This window comes from Lactiplantibacillus sp. DA1, assembly GCF_032681335.1.
In the GTDB taxonomy this organism is placed as follows: Bacteria; Bacillota; Bacilli; order Lactobacillales; family Lactobacillaceae; genus Lactiplantibacillus.
Genome location: NZ_JAWHTQ010000002.1, coordinates 350,431 through 367,147 on the forward strand (window position 1 = coordinate 350,431; position 16,717 = coordinate 367,147).

20 protein-coding genes, 1 tRNA gene, 1 pseudogene and 1 riboswitch are annotated in these 16,717 nt (G+C 40.2%); of the genes and pseudogenes, 1 reads left to right on the forward strand and 21 read right to left on the reverse strand.

Annotated features, from left to right (window positions below):
- Positions 1–13: 13 nt before the first annotated feature.
- Together RXV91_RS04265 and RXV91_RS04270 are read right to left on the reverse strand one after the other, a co-directional pair.
- Complete coding sequence (locus RXV91_RS04265) at positions 14–1,756, reverse strand: ABC transporter permease subunit (RefSeq protein WP_316438795.1); 1,743 nt, start codon at positions 1,754–1,756, stop codon at positions 14–16.
- Positions 1,757–1,856: 100 nt separating this feature from the next.
- Positions 1,857–2,020, reverse strand: a riboswitch (M-box (ykoK) riboswitch).
- A 216-nt stretch (positions 2,021–2,236) separates the two neighbouring features.
- Positions 2,237–3,448 carry an FtsW/RodA/SpoVE family cell cycle protein gene (locus RXV91_RS04270; RefSeq protein ID WP_316438796.1) on the reverse strand — a complete coding sequence of 404 codons (1,212 nt, stop codon included), beginning with the start codon at positions 3,446–3,448 and terminating at the stop codon, positions 2,237–2,239.
- 319 nt (positions 3,449–3,767) lie between these two features.
- Here RXV91_RS04270 and RXV91_RS04275 point away from each other — a divergent pair.
- Positions 3,768–3,855 (forward strand) — tRNA-Ser (locus RXV91_RS04275).
- 336 nt (positions 3,856–4,191) lie between these two features.
- Here the strand turns inward: RXV91_RS04275 and RXV91_RS04280 are convergent.
- From RXV91_RS04280 to RXV91_RS04370, 19 genes and pseudogenes are all read right to left on the reverse strand, one after another.
- Entirely contained in the window at positions 4,192–4,341 is a 150-nt protein-coding gene (locus RXV91_RS04280; protein ID WP_154815465.1) for a hypothetical protein, read from the reverse strand.
- Between the two features lie 40 nt (positions 4,342–4,381).
- The gene (locus RXV91_RS04285; RefSeq protein WP_316438797.1) at positions 4,382–4,999 is read right to left on the reverse strand and encodes a type II toxin-antitoxin system death-on-curing family toxin; all 618 of its coding nucleotides are present in this window, start codon (positions 4,997–4,999) and stop codon (positions 4,382–4,384) included.
- A gap of 184 nt (positions 5,000–5,183) precedes the next feature.
- Positions 5,184–6,089 (reverse strand): GH25 family lysozyme, encoded by a 906-nt coding sequence (locus RXV91_RS04290; RefSeq protein WP_316438798.1) that lies wholly within the window; start codon positions 6,087–6,089, stop codon positions 5,184–5,186.
- A complete protein-coding gene (locus RXV91_RS04295; RefSeq protein ID WP_316438799.1) occupies positions 6,089–6,373 on the reverse strand; it encodes a lysis protein in 285 nt (94 codons plus the stop codon). Before RXV91_RS04295 ends, RXV91_RS04290 begins: the two co-directional genes overlap by 1 nt.
- Entirely contained in the window at positions 6,373–6,579 is a 207-nt protein-coding gene (locus RXV91_RS04300; protein WP_316438800.1) for a hypothetical protein, read from the reverse strand. Before RXV91_RS04300 ends, RXV91_RS04295 begins: the two co-directional genes overlap by 1 nt.
- A gap of 4 nt (positions 6,580–6,583) precedes the next feature.
- Complete coding sequence (locus RXV91_RS04305; RefSeq protein ID WP_316438801.1) at positions 6,584–6,967, reverse strand: hypothetical protein; 384 nt, start codon at positions 6,965–6,967, stop codon at positions 6,584–6,586.
- Between the two features lie 13 nt (positions 6,968–6,980).
- Positions 6,981–7,391: a hypothetical protein gene (locus tag RXV91_RS04310; RefSeq protein ID WP_056988276.1), complete on the reverse strand. Its 411-nt coding sequence runs from the start codon at positions 7,389–7,391 to the stop codon at positions 6,981–6,983.
- Positions 7,392–7,491: 100 nt separating this feature from the next.
- Complete coding sequence (locus RXV91_RS04315) at positions 7,492–7,638, reverse strand: XkdX family protein (protein ID WP_316438802.1); 147 nt, start codon at positions 7,636–7,638, stop codon at positions 7,492–7,494.
- Positions 7,638–7,973, reverse strand: a complete 336-nt coding sequence (locus tag RXV91_RS04320; RefSeq protein ID WP_316438803.1) for a hypothetical protein — start codon at positions 7,971–7,973, stop codon at positions 7,638–7,640. The genes RXV91_RS04315 and RXV91_RS04320 overlap by 1 nt, the downstream gene beginning before the upstream one ends.
- A 1-nt stretch (position 7,974) precedes the next feature.
- A complete protein-coding gene (locus tag RXV91_RS04325) occupies positions 7,975–8,376 on the reverse strand; it encodes a hypothetical protein (protein WP_316438804.1) in 402 nt (133 codons plus the stop codon).
- 102 nt (positions 8,377–8,478) lie between these two features.
- Positions 8,479–8,775: pseudogene (locus RXV91_RS04330) on the reverse strand (capsid protein); the annotation flags it as partial.
- A gap of 13 nt (positions 8,776–8,788) precedes the next feature.
- Positions 8,789–9,340: a phage scaffolding protein gene (locus RXV91_RS04335; protein ID WP_301700095.1), complete on the reverse strand. Its 552-nt coding sequence runs from the start codon at positions 9,338–9,340 to the stop codon at positions 8,789–8,791.
- A gap of 130 nt (positions 9,341–9,470) precedes the next feature.
- Positions 9,471–9,632 carry a hypothetical protein gene (locus RXV91_RS04340; RefSeq protein WP_214417737.1) on the reverse strand — a complete coding sequence of 54 codons (162 nt, stop codon included), beginning with the start codon at positions 9,630–9,632 and terminating at the stop codon, positions 9,471–9,473.
- Entirely contained in the window at positions 9,632–11,296 is a 1,665-nt protein-coding gene (locus RXV91_RS04345; protein ID WP_316438805.1) for a minor capsid protein, read from the reverse strand. Before RXV91_RS04345 ends, RXV91_RS04340 begins: the two co-directional genes overlap by 1 nt.
- The gene (locus RXV91_RS04350; RefSeq protein WP_316438806.1) at positions 11,283–12,713 is read right to left on the reverse strand and encodes a phage portal protein; all 1,431 of its coding nucleotides are present in this window, start codon (positions 12,711–12,713) and stop codon (positions 11,283–11,285) included. Before RXV91_RS04350 ends, RXV91_RS04345 begins: the two co-directional genes overlap by 14 nt.
- Positions 12,695–13,966 carry a PBSX family phage terminase large subunit gene (locus RXV91_RS04355; RefSeq protein WP_301700098.1) on the reverse strand — a complete coding sequence of 424 codons (1,272 nt, stop codon included), beginning with the start codon at positions 13,964–13,966 and terminating at the stop codon, positions 12,695–12,697. Before RXV91_RS04355 ends, RXV91_RS04350 begins: the two co-directional genes overlap by 19 nt.
- Entirely contained in the window at positions 13,932–14,723 is a 792-nt protein-coding gene (locus RXV91_RS04360; protein ID WP_301700099.1) for a terminase small subunit, read from the reverse strand. Before RXV91_RS04360 ends, RXV91_RS04355 begins: the two co-directional genes overlap by 35 nt.
- Positions 14,724–14,771: 48 nt before the next feature.
- Positions 14,772–15,728 (reverse strand): hypothetical protein, encoded by a 957-nt coding sequence (locus RXV91_RS04365; RefSeq protein ID WP_316438807.1) that lies wholly within the window; start codon positions 15,726–15,728, stop codon positions 14,772–14,774.
- A 249-nt stretch (positions 15,729–15,977) separates the two neighbouring features.
- Entirely contained in the window at positions 15,978–16,658 is a 681-nt protein-coding gene (locus tag RXV91_RS04370; protein ID WP_301700101.1) for a hypothetical protein, read from the reverse strand.
- Between the last annotated feature and the right edge of the window lie 59 nt (positions 16,659–16,717).

Genomic DNA, 16,717 nt, shown 5'->3' on the forward strand with positions numbered 1-16,717 from the left:
ACTCCTCCTCTTATTAATAATGAAAGCGACGTTCAGCAAACCGATATAATGGTTGCCAAATCAGCACAACACATAATCCAACAATGACACAAATAATCAGTACGCCAGTTGCTTCTGCAGGTTTATTATTGATATTTTTGGCAATGTAAGCACCAAGTCCAGTAACCGCATACTGGTGAGTGCCCCAGCTAATCAATTCAGCCGCAATATCAGCATTCCAAGCAGCCCCAGCAGCATTGATAATTGCGGTAATGAGCGATGGAAACAGTGATGGAATTAAAAAGTGTGTCCACCAGCGCCAACCTGACAGATGAAAAACGTTAACAACGTCTTTGATATCACTGGGAATTGCCAGATACCCCGCGATAATGTTGAAAAAAAAGTACCATTGAGTTCCAGTCATTATTAATGGAATGACCCACCACTGCTGTGTCGTTCCCGTCAACGTAATCATTAATGCAACAATTGGGACATAAATATCCGCGGGGATCGATCCTAAAACCTGTCCAACCGGTTGAATCAGTTTTAATCGCCGCGCATCACTGGCAACCCATACGGCAAGTGGAATAAAAATAAGTGCCGAAAGTAAAACAGCTATCAAAACACGGCTAGTTGTTAGTAAGGTCCATTTAAACAAAACACTCAAATTAATCCAATCAAGATATTTTATTAGTAATACACCCAAGCGATATAGACCAACAGCTATTACTAGCCACCATGCAATGCACCAATAGTCTGTATATTTTTTTAATATTCGTATAATCCGTGAAAAGCCCAGTTTTTGCCATTGCTTTGGAGCACCATATAACCACCAATACCGGATATGACGATAGAATCGCTTAACTAACAGCGGCACTTTAGCCATAACCATCAAATCATAGACTTGCGATTGCTGTGGTAGTTGGCTATCGGTACTCGTACCATATTTATAATGTGCCGTTCCTTTAATCAGTGGTTGAAAAATAAACACATTGACCAATAACACACAGATAACTAGCGCAATCACTGCATTAATAACAGCACCAAAATTAGCTGTATCAAGCGCAATCTGGATGTATGATCCAATTCCTGGTAGCACCACTGTTTCATTTTTAGGAACCATAATCGTCGTTTGTTCACAAGCGACTAGTGCAAACCAAGCGGCTGATTGAGAAATGACAATATTCCATAAAATACTCGGTGTCGCATAAAGAAATTCTAAGCGCCAAAATCGTTGCCAACTATTACAGCCAAACTGCTTGGCCACTATCATCAAGTCTTCGGGCGTAACCCGAATAGACTGATAGAGAGCCAACATAATATTCCAGGCCTGTGCAGTGAAAACACCGAAAATAGCAACGGCCTCAACACCTAGTACATTATTGGGAAACAATCCCATGAACCATGCAGTTGTAAACGTTAAAAATCCCAATAACGGCACCGACTCCAATAAATTAACAATCGGCAAAATAACATAGCGTGCACTTCGATAGCGCGCTGCTAATACGCCAAAAATCAAAGAAAACAATATTGAGTAGCCCATTCCAATGAATAGTCTCGTTGTTGTTCGTAACGCAGCCGCTACTAAATGTGACATTGTTAAGTAGTCTTTACCTCCCGTAGTATCTAAATAACCTTGAGTGGGTAATCGACTGAGCGGCAGGTTCATCTTGGCAATGCACAAGCCAATCATAAGCAAAATTCCAATACTTAGTCCAAGCCACATCATCGTTCCCACCACAGAACGTACTTTAATCCCTCTTTTTAAACTTGTCATGGTGACTCCTTTCCATGTTCAAGTTGTTTTTAGGCAAATAAAACCCCATTAGCAAATTGCAGCTAATGGGGTAAAAAACTAAAATGGATAACGATTTTTGCATCGACGCATTCATTGAGTTTTAGCACTTTAAGACGTAAGAACTAGTCTAGTTATCTTGAAAGAGCCTTAATTCGGCAAATTCTGCTTTACTCATTCCTGTCTCTCGACATTTCTGGGCGATAACCTATATTCTTAAAGTAACCTCACCTAATTGCAACTGATATTTATTGCTGACATAATCAACAGTGCTATCATAGTTTCGAAATGTTTAATCGTCAATAAAAATCAGCTAATCATAATCATTAACAAACTATTATTTACACTTTTTAGGTTTCCTTTATAATCGTAACTTTTACTTAACTATTTATTTCTAAATAAATAACTCATATTGGCTAGCTAGAAACCTTAATTTTGATAGACGCAAAAACATTTTGTTACTTAGTGAAAAATTCTTGGCACCGAAAAAATAGAGCGCACGTTAGGATACTGTGTCGCAAGAACCAAACCTACCCCCATAAAATCGCCAATTATTGCTGAACCTCCCTGACTGACAAAGGGTAACGGAATTCCCGTTAAAGGTAACAGGCCAATCGTCATACCAATGTTTTCAAACATATGGAAAGCTAACATTACGGCTACGCCTGTGGAAACATAGACATAAAATCGGCGTCGACTAGCAAATGCTGAACGGAAAATCAAATAGAATAAATACAGGTAAACGATGAGTAAGGCAATGCAGCCAATAAATCCAGTTGTTTCACCGACAACTGAAAAAATCATATCCGATTCCCTAACTGGCACATAGACAGCGTTATGAGTTACACCATTCCCAGTTAATCCACCCACACCAACCGCTCGCATACTTTGCCACAATTGATAGCTTTGATCCGAGACGCCATTGCTTGGGTTAAGCCACGTATTGATGCGATCGAACTGGTACAACTTAAATCCGATATGAGATAACAGGGCTTGACCAGTGCTCGATGTCGCTAACCAAATTAAAATAGCCCCAATGCATCCAGTCACCACTAGCACCCGCCATAAAAAGCTAAACCGACATGGCGAAACAATGAGCATTCCAATAAAAATTGCCAGAAAAACTAACGTCGTTCCAAAATCATTAATGATTTTCAACGCAACAATAATTGGTAAGGTATAAATAACTAGGCGCCGTGTCAACCGCCAATCTGCACTAAAATTATTGTGGGGTCCCCACTGTTGATCTTGAACAATTAACCGGCCCATCATTAAAATATAGAGCGGTTTCATAACTTCAACTGGTTGAAAGGTCAGTGTACCGATTGCAAACCAGCTTTTAGCCCCCGTTTGAATATAATATTCTCGACTATAGAAGACCAATAAAAGTATCAATAACAACATGCCAATTGAATAGCCAATCGGGGCCCACCGCATCAATTGGTTTTCACTTAGGTGAAGCATCGTTGTCGCTATCAATGCACCCACAAGGTACCAGAGACACTGCATCATTGTCGTCCGAACAGGATCAATCACTTTTAAATCATACAGACAAGCATAATAAACAGCACACATACCAATACAACAGAGGATGATAACACATAATATAATCCCCCAACCATAGTCGCCAATATGCTTATGTTGTTGCCACCGACCAAGTTCTCTATTATTCATTTGTTACCCCCCATAAATAAAATTTATACCGGGCTTAGTATAGCGGTAAATCCAAATATTTTTTATTTTGAGTGGGTTTTTTAAGCTTAATTAATTGATTTAACCGGATTCTAAATATTGCATTAAAATCTTAATAATCTCGTCCAGCATCTTAGCAGCCACAATAATTTGATCGACATGACATTTCAGTTAATATTTTGCGCGTTGCTGACTAGTCATCTTAAAAGCTTAGTAAGTATAATATTGATACTAATCTTAAATCTTTTGAATAAATATTTATTCCAGCAAAAAATTATGCTATACTTATTAAGTACTAAATGGAGAGTTGGCAGAGTGGTAATGCACCGGACTCGAAATCCGGCGAACCGGCTAATACCGGCGCGCAGGTTCAAATCCTGTACTCTCCTTAAATTGATTATCTGTACCAGCCTTGAGCGTCGTCAATCGTTGATTTGACGGCGCTTTTGTTTTAATTCAATTGCTTCAAAACGGCTTTAATTGATATAATGGTGCACTTTGTGGTGCACTTTTACGAAAAAACATCAAATTTCGACGATTTAGTGCACTTAAAAGTGCACCAAAAAAATCTGTATCGCCGAAGCTCCTTGTGCCCCAAGGAATTTCAGCGACGCCAAAAGCACACAAGTACCTAGGCGGGTAATACATAATCACAAAAATTCCCACACTCAACTATAAAAGTCGGTGTGGGAATTTTTGTGATTTAAAAGTCAGATGAACTAACTCTATTCAGTTGAAAGCTTCTTTAAAGCTCCAAATATTTCTGGATTTTTCAGAATTTCACTAGTTGCCTTCTTAACATTCGTTTTATCTGGTTTTTTTGTTTCAGTCGTTACCTTTAAAGGCTTAGTCAACTGTATATCTACATTAAACATATTTGGGAACCTCTTTTCTTATTTAACTCTAAATTTATTTTTATTTATCATACTGTTGTAACATTCTAGAATAGTCTAGACTTGTATTTTTCAACAGATAATCATACAGTCCATCTGTGTCTAGCTCATCATTTGCAATTTTCTTTGAAATCTCATACATTTCATCTTGTTTGAAATCAAGATTCATATAATTAAGCTTCATGAACAAAGCAGCTACTATTAAACCTGTTCTTTTATTCCCATTGGAAAATATTTGATAATGTGCCAATTTCCACCAATAGACTGTCGCTTTTCTTAATAGAGTAGGTATAGTATCCTGACCGTAATACACTGAGTTCTTTGTAGCTTTCACTATATTGTCTAAAAGTTTCTCATCTCGAATCCCATAAGAACCATAAACTCCATATTCCTCAAAAATTTTCTGTGCGTCACTATTTGCTTGCATCACTAACTCCACGGTTGGAAAAACTGCGAGTTCAGTAGCAACAACCAGCACCTTTTTCACTACTTTATCGTCCAAAACAATTAGCATAGACGCATGAAGATCATCAAGACGTCTAATTTTTGATGCCAGTCTATTTTTATCAATAATTAAGGATGAATGTTTTTTATAATAGTCTTGCATCACCAGTTGTCCCAATTCATTAAATTGATCCATACCCTCATACATTAGATACACTACCAAATTATACCTTATTCCATCATATATTACTTTTCTTTTTTTCATAGCGTCATTTTATCACGTTCCATTCAACAATCAAAAACTTTTACTCTTTTATAATTAGTAATACGTACAAAAAAATCCCCACACCAGCCATTTATGCCAGTGTGGGGATTTTTTATTACTTCACGTATTCCAATGTATTGCCTACTGGTCCAGTCGCCAAATAACCATAACCGGCCGGACGTGGTTGCCGTACCCAACGATAACCACCTTGAATGATGGCTTGATCGGTTCTCACCGTTGAACCAGCTGGTAACACTGCAATCACGCTAGCGCCCGTAGACGCACCTGTTCGAAGCTTCACGGCTGTCTTAAGCGTATAAGTCTTAGCCTCCTTGACCCACTTCGGCCCCGCTGGCTTAGGCTTTGAAGTTGGCTTACTTGATTTGATCGCCTTTGCATACTTATCCCAAGCAGCTTTGTCACCGTAGAACACATCAAAGTCAAGATTGCCACTCCAACCCGGTAATCGTCCAGTGCTCATGTATTGGAACATCACGGCCGCCTTCCAGTGCTTTAAGCTACCATATAAATCGCGTGGTTGATATCCAATCACCGCGTCATAATTGTTATACTGAGCAATCCAAAGGCCATAGTTGGCATTCACAACGGATGACCAATCTAAAGCATTTTCACAACTAAGTCCAGTATATAGCACTGCACGAACACCGGTTTTTTGATAAACGTAATCAAGCCATTGCTTTGCTTTATCAACCCCCGCTTGGTTCTGAATACTAGAACTAGTTGTGTTCTCAAAGTCCAGCACTAACATTGCCTTACCAAGATATGCCCCTACTTTCGCTAAAAAATAATCTGCTTGCTTGACCACATCGCTGTCATTTCGAATGAAGTGGTAAACGCCTATTTTTTTACCGGCTGATAAGACTTGCTTCACGTGACCAGAGAATGTCGGGTTCACATAATTGGTTCCCTCAGTTGCCTTAATAATTACAAAGTCCCCAGGGGTTGTACCTACGTCCATACCAGCCTGGTATGATGCCACATCAATACAATTTAAACTCATTATTTTGCACCTCCATCTAATGCATGTGTAATTGACTTGAATACCTCATTACCACCAACACTGACGGCTCCAGCAACTAAACCATCAACTAGCCCAACGACGGGCTTAATATCGCCGTTCAGCCAACCAAATACAACACCAATCACTGACCCAATTCCCAATGCAATCATCGGTAAGTACACATTCTTCAACGGAGTTTGCTTAACTCCCCACACGATTACGAAAGTAGCAATCGCAATCATGGCAATAGTGCCACCATTCAATAATTGAATAAATTCTTCCACTATTTCTCATCTCGCTTTCTATAATATTCGATAATTTCTTGTTTCTCTGTGTTCTCCTTCTGTAGCGCCTCATTATCCTTTTTTAGCTTGGCAAGCGTGTTGTCAGTGGCCTTAGTACGATTCAATATTGCCGGTGCTTGAGTTATCAACGCAACGATTATCGAAGCACCAGCACTGATGAGGGCCACGAGTACGACGTCGCTCACTATATCAGCCCCCGATTACTATTTCATGGATCATCGATGAAAGCACAAAAAATGCGTACATCGATTCAAAACTTATTAGTTGCCCATTACCGGCATCGTGGAAGATAAAGGCGACCATAAAAAAGACCCACACAAATGTGAGGGCTCCTGTCATTACCGGTTTATAATATGGGACATCAATATTCCAGAACGAATAGACAACTGCTAACGTCGCTACAATCATGAGTATTGAAATCGAAGGTGGATCATCCATGATATCTAAAACCGTTGGCCGTGGTGGTACGAAGGCAAAGGTTACATTTGAGCGGATCAAAAAATAGACGCCTAAGCCATATGTCTCAAGTGACTTCCACAACCAAAAACGATTCTGCTTTAAATGTGTTAACACATACTTTCATCTCCTAACCAGTCACCCAAACAAACGTACCGCCTACATAGTCAGTCACATCAAATTGTCCATCCATTGGGCTCTCAAAATTCAAATTTCCATCATTACCCAGTGTTAATGAAAATGAACGTCCAATTGTTCCTCTTAACGAGAACGGGATAGACTGTTGTGGATAGAAATTCGTTGGTAATTTTGCAATGACAGCATCACGAACTAAGTTAGTAATTGACAGTCTCAAAACTACAATTTCGCCGATTTTTCTTATACTTGTTTTTCCAATATTAGCTCTGTTTTCGAAACCATTGATTAACGTTAAGTCAATCCATCCAGTATCCTCAACCGCTGAACCAAGGCCTTCTAACATTCGGTTCAACGGTTCATCCCAATTTGCTTGACCATGATTAATAGTAGTGATGTTAATCATAACTAACACCACCTTTATAAATAATAAAAGGGTTAGAAATGCCAGTATATAGGCATTCTACCCCCCCCCCCGTCATTTTCTAATGCATTTTTAATTTACATTATTTTGCCTCCGTTTCTGTATACTCTTGACCAGTTAACTCTTGAAACTGTTCAGTCGTCAGGCCAACCCCTACAAACACTTTGTAATAGTCTGGACTAGTTTGGCCCCAAGATTTAAATAACTTGCATTGTTCATAAATCGTCATTATTCCGCACTCCCTTTACTTAAAGTAGCAATTTGGCTAGCTTGTGACATAATCATTTGCTTCATTTGTGTAATATCTGTTGCCTGTTGCATGATCATGGCCTGTTCTGCCGTTGGATCTGGTACTGGCACTGGATGTGCTGCAAGCCATTCATCCTTATCAGTACCATTCCAGGCAGTTCCGTCCCATGTGATAGGCTCATATAGCCCGTTTGTCGGTGCTACCAATGTCGCGTTGTCTGGTAGTGGATTAGGTAACTCATCATCCGTCATGAAGAATTCACTGTGATTAAGCCCATGGGTTTCTCGATCCCAGTAATACAATATTTTTGCCATCTTATACATCCTTTCCTAAATACGTCAATCCAGCAAAATCTAATTTAGTTCCGCTTGGGAGTGATTTGGCTACATATAAGCCATCATCTTTAGCTGTAACTGGAAACTCACTTTGATCAGATACATTGCGGCATAGAGCAGTAATACCACCATCTGCCCCCAAAAACTTATCTGGCAAATCCACAATTTTGGTAGAAGCTGGAATATCGGCTTTCGCAACAATACCTGATGTTAAATGCACAATGCCGTTAACTCGACGTGCGTATGGCGCAACTTCAGCCTGATAAAGTCCTTCAATTGCTCCAATCATTGTCAACGGAACTAGTCCGGTGTCTTGATTCAACTTTTCGACATCATCCCAACCACCTTGGCCGTGTGTGATAGTACTTAATTTTACTGCCATAATTGAACTTCCTTTCTTTGACAAAAAGCCGCCCAATTATGGACGGCCTAACTGTTAACTGAAATAACCGTATTTAACACAATCATATGATTAGCCCCAATAGTTAGATTCGTCCACATCTGATGGGTCAACCAAGGTACTCCAATACCGCTCATTTTTAAGTTCATATGGATCCCAGTCATTTGAATAGTTTGCAGAAGGTGTTGTAATGGTTCGCCGCGCACGGTCCCGCCGGCCTTCATCAATCGTTAACCGTGGGACTTTGATATGCTTAGCACCATCAAAGCTAATTAATGAATTTGACGGTGAGTTCCATAAGTCTGCTGAGAATAAATGTCCGTCGTAAAAAGATTGTTGAATCGCCTGTTGGTAGGCTTCTGCATAATTAATTGTTGCCATGATTTAATTCCTCCTAAGATTTAAATGCGTCAATCATTGCTTGGGCGGGATCTGGGTCTTGTGGCCCACTCCCGCCGTTTGGTTCGTAATGTCCCTGCTTACCTTCGTCGAACAAATAGCCATCGGACTTTTTAAGCGCTGCTAACTGATCGTCGACACCTTCAAGCTGGCCATCATCGGTTAACTTGACCTTATCCATATCAAGCAATCCCTTGATAGCTTTAGGGTTGCGTACCTTAGCACCAGTCAGCGCCGTATTCAGTGCGCCGTTCAGCTTGGTTTGGTTAAGTTGAGCTGTCAATGACTTAGTGTCCTCATCATATTTGGCTTGTAAGTCAGTGACTTGCTTAGTTAACTCCTCGTTATCACCAAGTTGCTTTTTTAAGGCCTTCAAATCCTTATCACGAGCAGCAACGTTGCCCTTCAAGGTTTCATTTTCAGTCTTAATGGCTTCAACATCACCGACCGACTTCTTGGCATTCTCGATATCATGGCCGTTCGTTTCCATAATTGAGTTAATCTGTTCTTCGGTAAGTCCCATTTTTGTTAATGCTTCACGTTTCATCAATATCAATCCTTTCACGCTTTTATTACGCGGTGCGACCGCAATTCAAGGCAAAATAAAAGAACCTTTTTACGTCTTGTTCGGGACAATTTAAACATAAAAATAGCACTCAACGCCTATCCGCTGGGTGCTAAAAGTCTAAATTATTGTCTTCTTCATACTTAAGGAAATCCAGATAATCTTGATAGGATTTTTTAGCTTCTTCAGGAGCATTATCAATCAGAGATAATTTGTCAGTATCCTTTGACCAAACGTACCATTCTGGATGATTTACAAAATCTGGAACAATCATTATCTATTCACCTTCCTTAAATACTTTTTCATTACTTGATTCCATCTATTTGATCCATAACCAATCTGAGATTCAGTAAACAGTTCAGCAAAAAGTTCATTATTATTCACTATCGAATATTTGGATGGCAACTTAGATGGGGTTACTTTAGTACCGTATTCCTTTTCATATATATTATAAATGCTTCTTATCTGATCAGCAATAAATTCCTTCTTTTTTAAATTTGAATCCGGATTGTTCATTTTATACTCGTCCCACAGCTCATTGTGCAAAACATGACCCAATTCATGAACAACCGGATACGAATCCATCTGACTGGCTTTAACGCTAACAAATTGCCCATCATTTCGTTTGACATAATTACGAATGGACTCTTTAGATTTATGAATTGCCGGATTTAATTTAATTGTTTTATCTAGATTAGAAGGAGTCACGCCGGCCGCATCAGGATGTTGAATAAATAATGAGTCATCAAACTGAATGTTTAATTTCTGATCATTAAATCTCAATCTCAAAAACTTGTTGTTTTCAATTACTTCTTCAGCTTTTTGCATGGTACGACGCATTATGTTATTTGGAACCTGTACATCAGTTACAACTCCAGCGTTATTAATATATGGTCTTGATTTAAGATAATCATTATTAGTGTAATCTTTCCAATCAGCATAGGTAACATTCTTGATTAATTTACCCTTTCCAGTCTCCGGGTCACGCATCCAGCGTTCACCAACATCGGGTAGATCTGCAAGCCACGGCACCGTAGTACATCGACAGCGAGCGTGAATCAAGGGATAATTAATGCCCACTCGCCGGTCTTTCATCGCAAAATGTTGACCGTCTAACTTAGCGCATACGTCACAAGTATGACTTTCAAGCGTTGCCATGTATTCGTAAGCATCAATACCGCTTTCTTCGTAGCTCTTAGCCGTAGCCTCTTCTTGAACGTGGCCTAATTCAGACTGTACAAGGTTATGAATCTGATTTCGCTTCACATCTTGGAACTGGGCGTGCATTCGTTGGGCAACTTTATCAACGCCCCATCCCATAACAGTTGCACGAAACAACGAATCCATTAAATAACTAGGCAGTTCTTGCTGATAGTTCCTCCAAATCCGTTGTGAGAAGTCCTTGCCATCTTTAGCCCATGGTCGAGATACCACCGTTTGAAGCTGGTCCTCATTGAAATGAGCGAAATCCGAAGTAAACGCGCCACGCTGTTGCTGAACATTAAACGTAGTCCGCATATAGGTGTCTTCATATTGCTTCGTCAACGCTGTTTCCATACTGCTGGCATGTTTCTTGGCTAGCTCACGGGTAAGTTTACGCATTTGGTCTTCAAGCGCTGACAGACGCGCTAAACGGCTCTTATAATATTCACTGTTTAACTCCTGTTCATACCCTCCAGCCTTGGCTTTAGTTTCGAACTGCGCTAGCGTATTCTGCCAATGTTTGGTCTTGATGCCGTCCAATGCCTTAATGGCTTGATCAGAACTTAACCCCTCATTGGCGGCATATTTATCAACCCATGAGCTGGCTTCCTTGGCGATCTCACGGTAGGCACCATTCAATCCGGGTTGCAGTGCCTTCTCATAAGCTTGTGCATTCTTGATTGCTCGCTGCTTAGCGCGCAAATGACGCTTCTCCCAATAACTAAGCTTGGTCATCGTCCTCACCGCCTAGCTGGTCGTCAGCATCTGGATTACCGTAGCCGTCTTGCGCCACAATATCATCTTGCCGGTTCTTCAACTCTTCTTGCCAGTCATCAACAATTGGGTTGGCCTTAGCAACGGCCTCATCACTAGAATACTGGGCGACCTGCGCCACAACCTGGGCTTGCTCCAAGCTATTCTGAATAGCTGTGCGAGTCCACGTCTGACTAATTGGGCGACTGTCAGCATCACTAACACCTAACCAGCCCATAATAGCCCGCACAAGCTCGTTAAGCGCATCCCGGAAATAAGCTTCAGTGTTAGACGCTTTAAGTTCAAGATGCCCATATAATGCACGAATAGCCGTTCCAGAAGCATTCCCAATCGCTTTGAAATCCGTTGGATTAATACCCTGCCCATCTACGAATATCTTGCTGTCAGTACGATTTAACACGTTATCCCGCGCCTCAACTGGAATATCAATCGTCAACTTATCAACGCCAGACTTATCACTGGGCCCAAGGTTATCCATCTTAATCGCTTTGTCCTGCTTTAAGGTTTTCATGAACTCTGACAAGTCGGTGTCACCATAATTGGTAAGCACTAAGATAACCTGTTGCACATCGTTGATATCATTGACAAAACCGTTGTACACGTTATCGAACACATCAATGAATCCCTTGACTTTCAACAGCTCTGGACGTTCGTCCTTGTTTTTAGAGAAGGCAATAAAGGGTACCCGGCCGAACCCATGGTCAAATACGGCACCAGCACTCACTTCATCACCAGTTGATATATCATAAGTTGGGAATCGGTCGTCAATTGTTTCCAGATCACTATAGTCTGGCAGCTTGGACTTAAACACTGTTACATCTTTAGCCGTCCAATATTCGTGAACATTGAATTGCTTACCGGTATCTGGGTCCAGCTCTTTGTAGCTACGACGCACAGCCAGTAATTTACGGTCGAGGTCACTGCTATAAATGGGAGTGACCTGATCAGGCGGCACAATACCATAACGGAACTGCTTGTCATCATCAATCCAATAATGAAGCCAACCAACACCAGCATTACTAGCATCAACTACTAACTGATTCAGACGCAGGTTAAAGTTGTCACTCAACGTGTTTTTGATCTTATCGTTAAGCCTATCATCTTCCACATCGATAGCTGGTGGCACCGTTGCAAGATACCCCGCTTCTTGGTCAATCAATAGCTGAGCATAATTACTACTAACCCGGTTATCAGCATGACGCAGTGGACCATCTTCGGCTTCCTTGCCTTCTTCTTTAGTCTTGGACTCACCATCATTCCGCAATGTAATATCGTTTTCATTGTGGTAGTAGCGCAAGGCTGTACTGTAGTGACGGTTAAACCGAGTTCGTCGCCCGTCGGTATTCTTTAACAATTGGATCATCGCTTTTGTTTCCAAGGCTTGAAACCTCCTTTCCGCATGATTGACTCAATGGCATACCGAACAGCATCAATACTGTGGTCGTTACCATCGGGGTATTCTGCTTTTAATTCACCATACTTATCGCGTTCTAACTCATAGGCTGTGAACTCACGGGCAGCATTAGGACAGCGCTCCGGGTCAATGATTATTTCACGTAAGTCCTGTAGCCACTTGAATCCCTGGTCACGACTTCCCGGTCCTTTAATGGCTCCCACTACCGGCAGCCCCATATCTCGAAGCTCAGCAATCGTACCTGGTGAAGCCGAATCGCCAACAATTTGCTTGTTCTCAGGATCATAAGGCCGGATTAAATCAACAGCATTGCGATTCTTTAATCCCACCTTATAGACTTCAGCATAGATATATAGCCGGTGCCGTGCGACATCAAAAAAGACCTGTTCGTATGCCAACGGATCACTGGCAAAGCCGAAATCAAGTCCTCGTCTTGGATTATCAAATGTTTGTAATTCCCGTTCCGTAATGCGCCGCTTGATGATGTTGTTGAATACTTCTGCGCCAGTCCCGGTAATCTCACCTAAATACTCATGGGCGTACGCTTTCGGGTTATCCTTCTTCAACTGTTCGGCATCTGCAATAAATTCCTTACCTAGCCATTCTTTTGGAACACTCAGATAATCGGATTTATGCACCAGTGTATCGTCGCGTAAGCCTTCTTGACTTGTAGTCAAGTTAACCCAACTGTTCTGACTTGCAGGCGGATTGTAGCTATAGAACGTAATAATATCGCTCCCACCGCGATTCAATGATTGATTAATATTTCGAACATCACGCCAATTATCAAACTCATCAGTTTCTTCAAAATGTTTAAACTTTGTGTAACCACGTCTAAATTTCTGTGACTTAATCTTTCGTGGCTTATCGGCTCCTAGGAAGCGAATTTGTTGCCCTGTTGGCAGATACGTTAGCGTTAAAGGCGACACTGACTCTTTCCAGTAATCGGTCACACATAGCTCATCGATGGCCCACAGATACTGGTCAAATACTGACCGTCTCAAAGTGTTTGCAACTTTCCGTAACACAACAGCATTAGCGTCTGGGTCTTTCATAATACCAAGTACAATTTCAATCGATACAAAACTCGACTTGGTAGATCCACGGCCACCCATCAACCAATAGTTTGAATGCCGCCGATGCTTAATATCAACGTGGAGATTGTAGAAAGATATTGCTACTTTAGTCTTTAGGCTCACTCGTTTCAGCTTCATCATCTCCTTCGATATTATCGTTGATTGAAACACCGTGTGACTTAGTACCAGACAAGTCTGAATCCTTCATAATTTTGCTCAAGCTCTCTAATGCTTTCTGCTTATCATACAGTTTTACGACCAGACCATCTTTACCACGATGAATATCCTGCACTAACGACCAGTCAATTTGGTCACTTGGTTTTAAATAGATGTCGGCAACGTGCTTCTTGACCGGGTTATCGTCCATATCCAGGAACACGTTGCCGTTGGTGTCCTGCACCATCTCTTCGTGAACCTTATAATCTAGTACATCGCCTAGGCTTGCAAACGCCTGTTTTGCGTACTCTTGGGCAATGTCATCAGCAGTCACGTACAGGTCGGCACGTTGCTGTTTTTTTAGCTTGGCGAGCTGGCGTTTTACTCCAGCATTTCCCAACATTCTTGGACCATTACGTAATGCAACCTCGTAACTGCAACCATAAGCTTTTTTATACGCCCAGGTTGCATTAAAACGTTGCAAATAAAAAAGGCAAAACAACTTCTGCTTCTCAGTCAGCTCGTTGTTTGCCTCTAATTCATTTACTATTTTAGGCGCAACCTTGGGTGCATCTTTTTTTCGTTTTGGTTGCACCTTTTTTCTTGCGGATGCATCTTTTTTCCAACCATCACGCGTACGCCATGATTTCAACGTTCCAACCGGCACATCGTACTTAGCTGAAATGTCCTTATACTTCATACCAGCCGCATAGTCTTTACCGGCTGCTTTCCGCTTATCCATTACATACCACCACACCTTACTTTCCAATACTGAATGCTCGTCTGATATCTATTGATTAATCGGATGTTTTGCTTGTTTATCATCATCTTTTTTTGTTTTGCCGCTTTTTTCCCAAATAAACTTTTCCTTGTTGTTCTCATCTACAATCATAATGGTTGTATTTTTATAATTGTCATTAAACAATTTCTCTTTCTCACTAAGGTTGTGTGTTACTACACCTTCTTGGACATATTCCACATTTGGAACATTGGATAATTGTGGAATTCCGTTTTTATCTTTTATCGATTTAAACATTGCCAATCCAATTTCATTGCTATTTGTATGAAAAATGATGTCAACACTTTGAATCTCGTTAGGATAATTAAATAACTGGGCATAAGTAACTAATAATAGCCCATTTTCAGTACTTTTCAGATTTGAAACCTTGATACTTTCGTACACAGGAGTCCAATTTTTAGTGTCTCTTTTAAATGAATCCCATTCTGGATTATCACCTTTACCCTCTTTGCCATTAATATTCCCAATGGATTGCTTATATTTATTACAAACATTGTAATCCTCAACTAAACTAGTCACTAAAATACTGACATCGTAAACATTTTTCTTATTAGAATTAATTATCGAAATGAAATTTGAATCTGGATAATAATACTTTGATTCGAATTTCATCGCTTTTGGATGATCTATAATTCCTAACAACTCCGGAGGCTGACGTGAATTAACATACACTTTCTCTAAAGGTTCAAACGTCATTCGAAAGAATAGGTACAACTCAGGATGGTTATCATCCAAACGTGTTTTTTGTTCAGACTTCAATTGCATTTGAACGCCGTATAGCCCAAGCAAGGCTCCTAAATAGCCACCCCAAAACCCAAGCCATCCATCATTACTAGAATCACCAAAAAAGCCAAAGTTCAAAAAGTGCATACAAACAAGTAAGATTATAGGTACTACTCCCAGTACCATAAATCCCCAAACAATTGATTTCCAATTTATATGTGCCATTTAAATTCCTCCAAACTAATATAACTATACAAAAACTCCCACCAATAAGCGAGAGTTGATTTGGAAGTATTTAATTTCATGTATAAGAAAAAGCCTAGTAAAAAACTAGACCTTCATGAACTATATACGTCAAATTACTCACGGCTTGAACATCAATACTCTGATGAAATATCCTTGTATGTCATTCCAGCCGTGTAAGCCTGACCAGCTGCTTTTCGTTTATCCGTTACATACCACCACAGTCCATTTTTAAATTAATTTTTTAAATGAAATATCAATAATTTCTAATATGAAGTTTCTCATTGACCAAATTGATCGATATAACTCTTCTGCCTGCTGATCATATTCTCTAACATTGTCCGTCATGGAACGCAAAAAACGAGAAGTCATTTGTGGAGTAGGATGTGCAGATTGAATAAAAAACTGATTAGTATCATGAACAACTGCACTAAACGCCGGCGTCATATCTCTGAGTTTTTTTTCTAAATCTGTACAACACTCCCTAAATTTATCGTTTGCATTTGGATTTACTGCATTCACTATGGTTGCGATAACGCCAATATGGTGTAGAAAATCATGTGAAGTACTAAAGAAATCGCTAATTACTTCTTTCGCTGCAAGCACCTCCGCCATGTCAGCCTTATCAAAATGATAACTTCCAAAATACACCTTAGCCAAATTCCAATTTCCAAGCATAGTTTCAACAAGTACTTCGTGTTTTTGTAGCTGATCAATTCCGTACTGAATTTTATAGGCCTTATTTTGAACTTCAAGATTGTTGTCACGATTTATTTTTAGCTGTTCACGCATTTCTTTACGATTACTGTCAAAATTTTTTTGGCTTGTGCGAGTCGCTAACCACCAGGCAATAAAAGATGGAGCAGTAATTTTTAAAGTTTCAATCGTAAAGTGCACTAATTCTATTTTCAATAACATCCCCTCCAAACTATATAACTATACAAAAACTCCCGCCAATAAGCGAGAGTCAG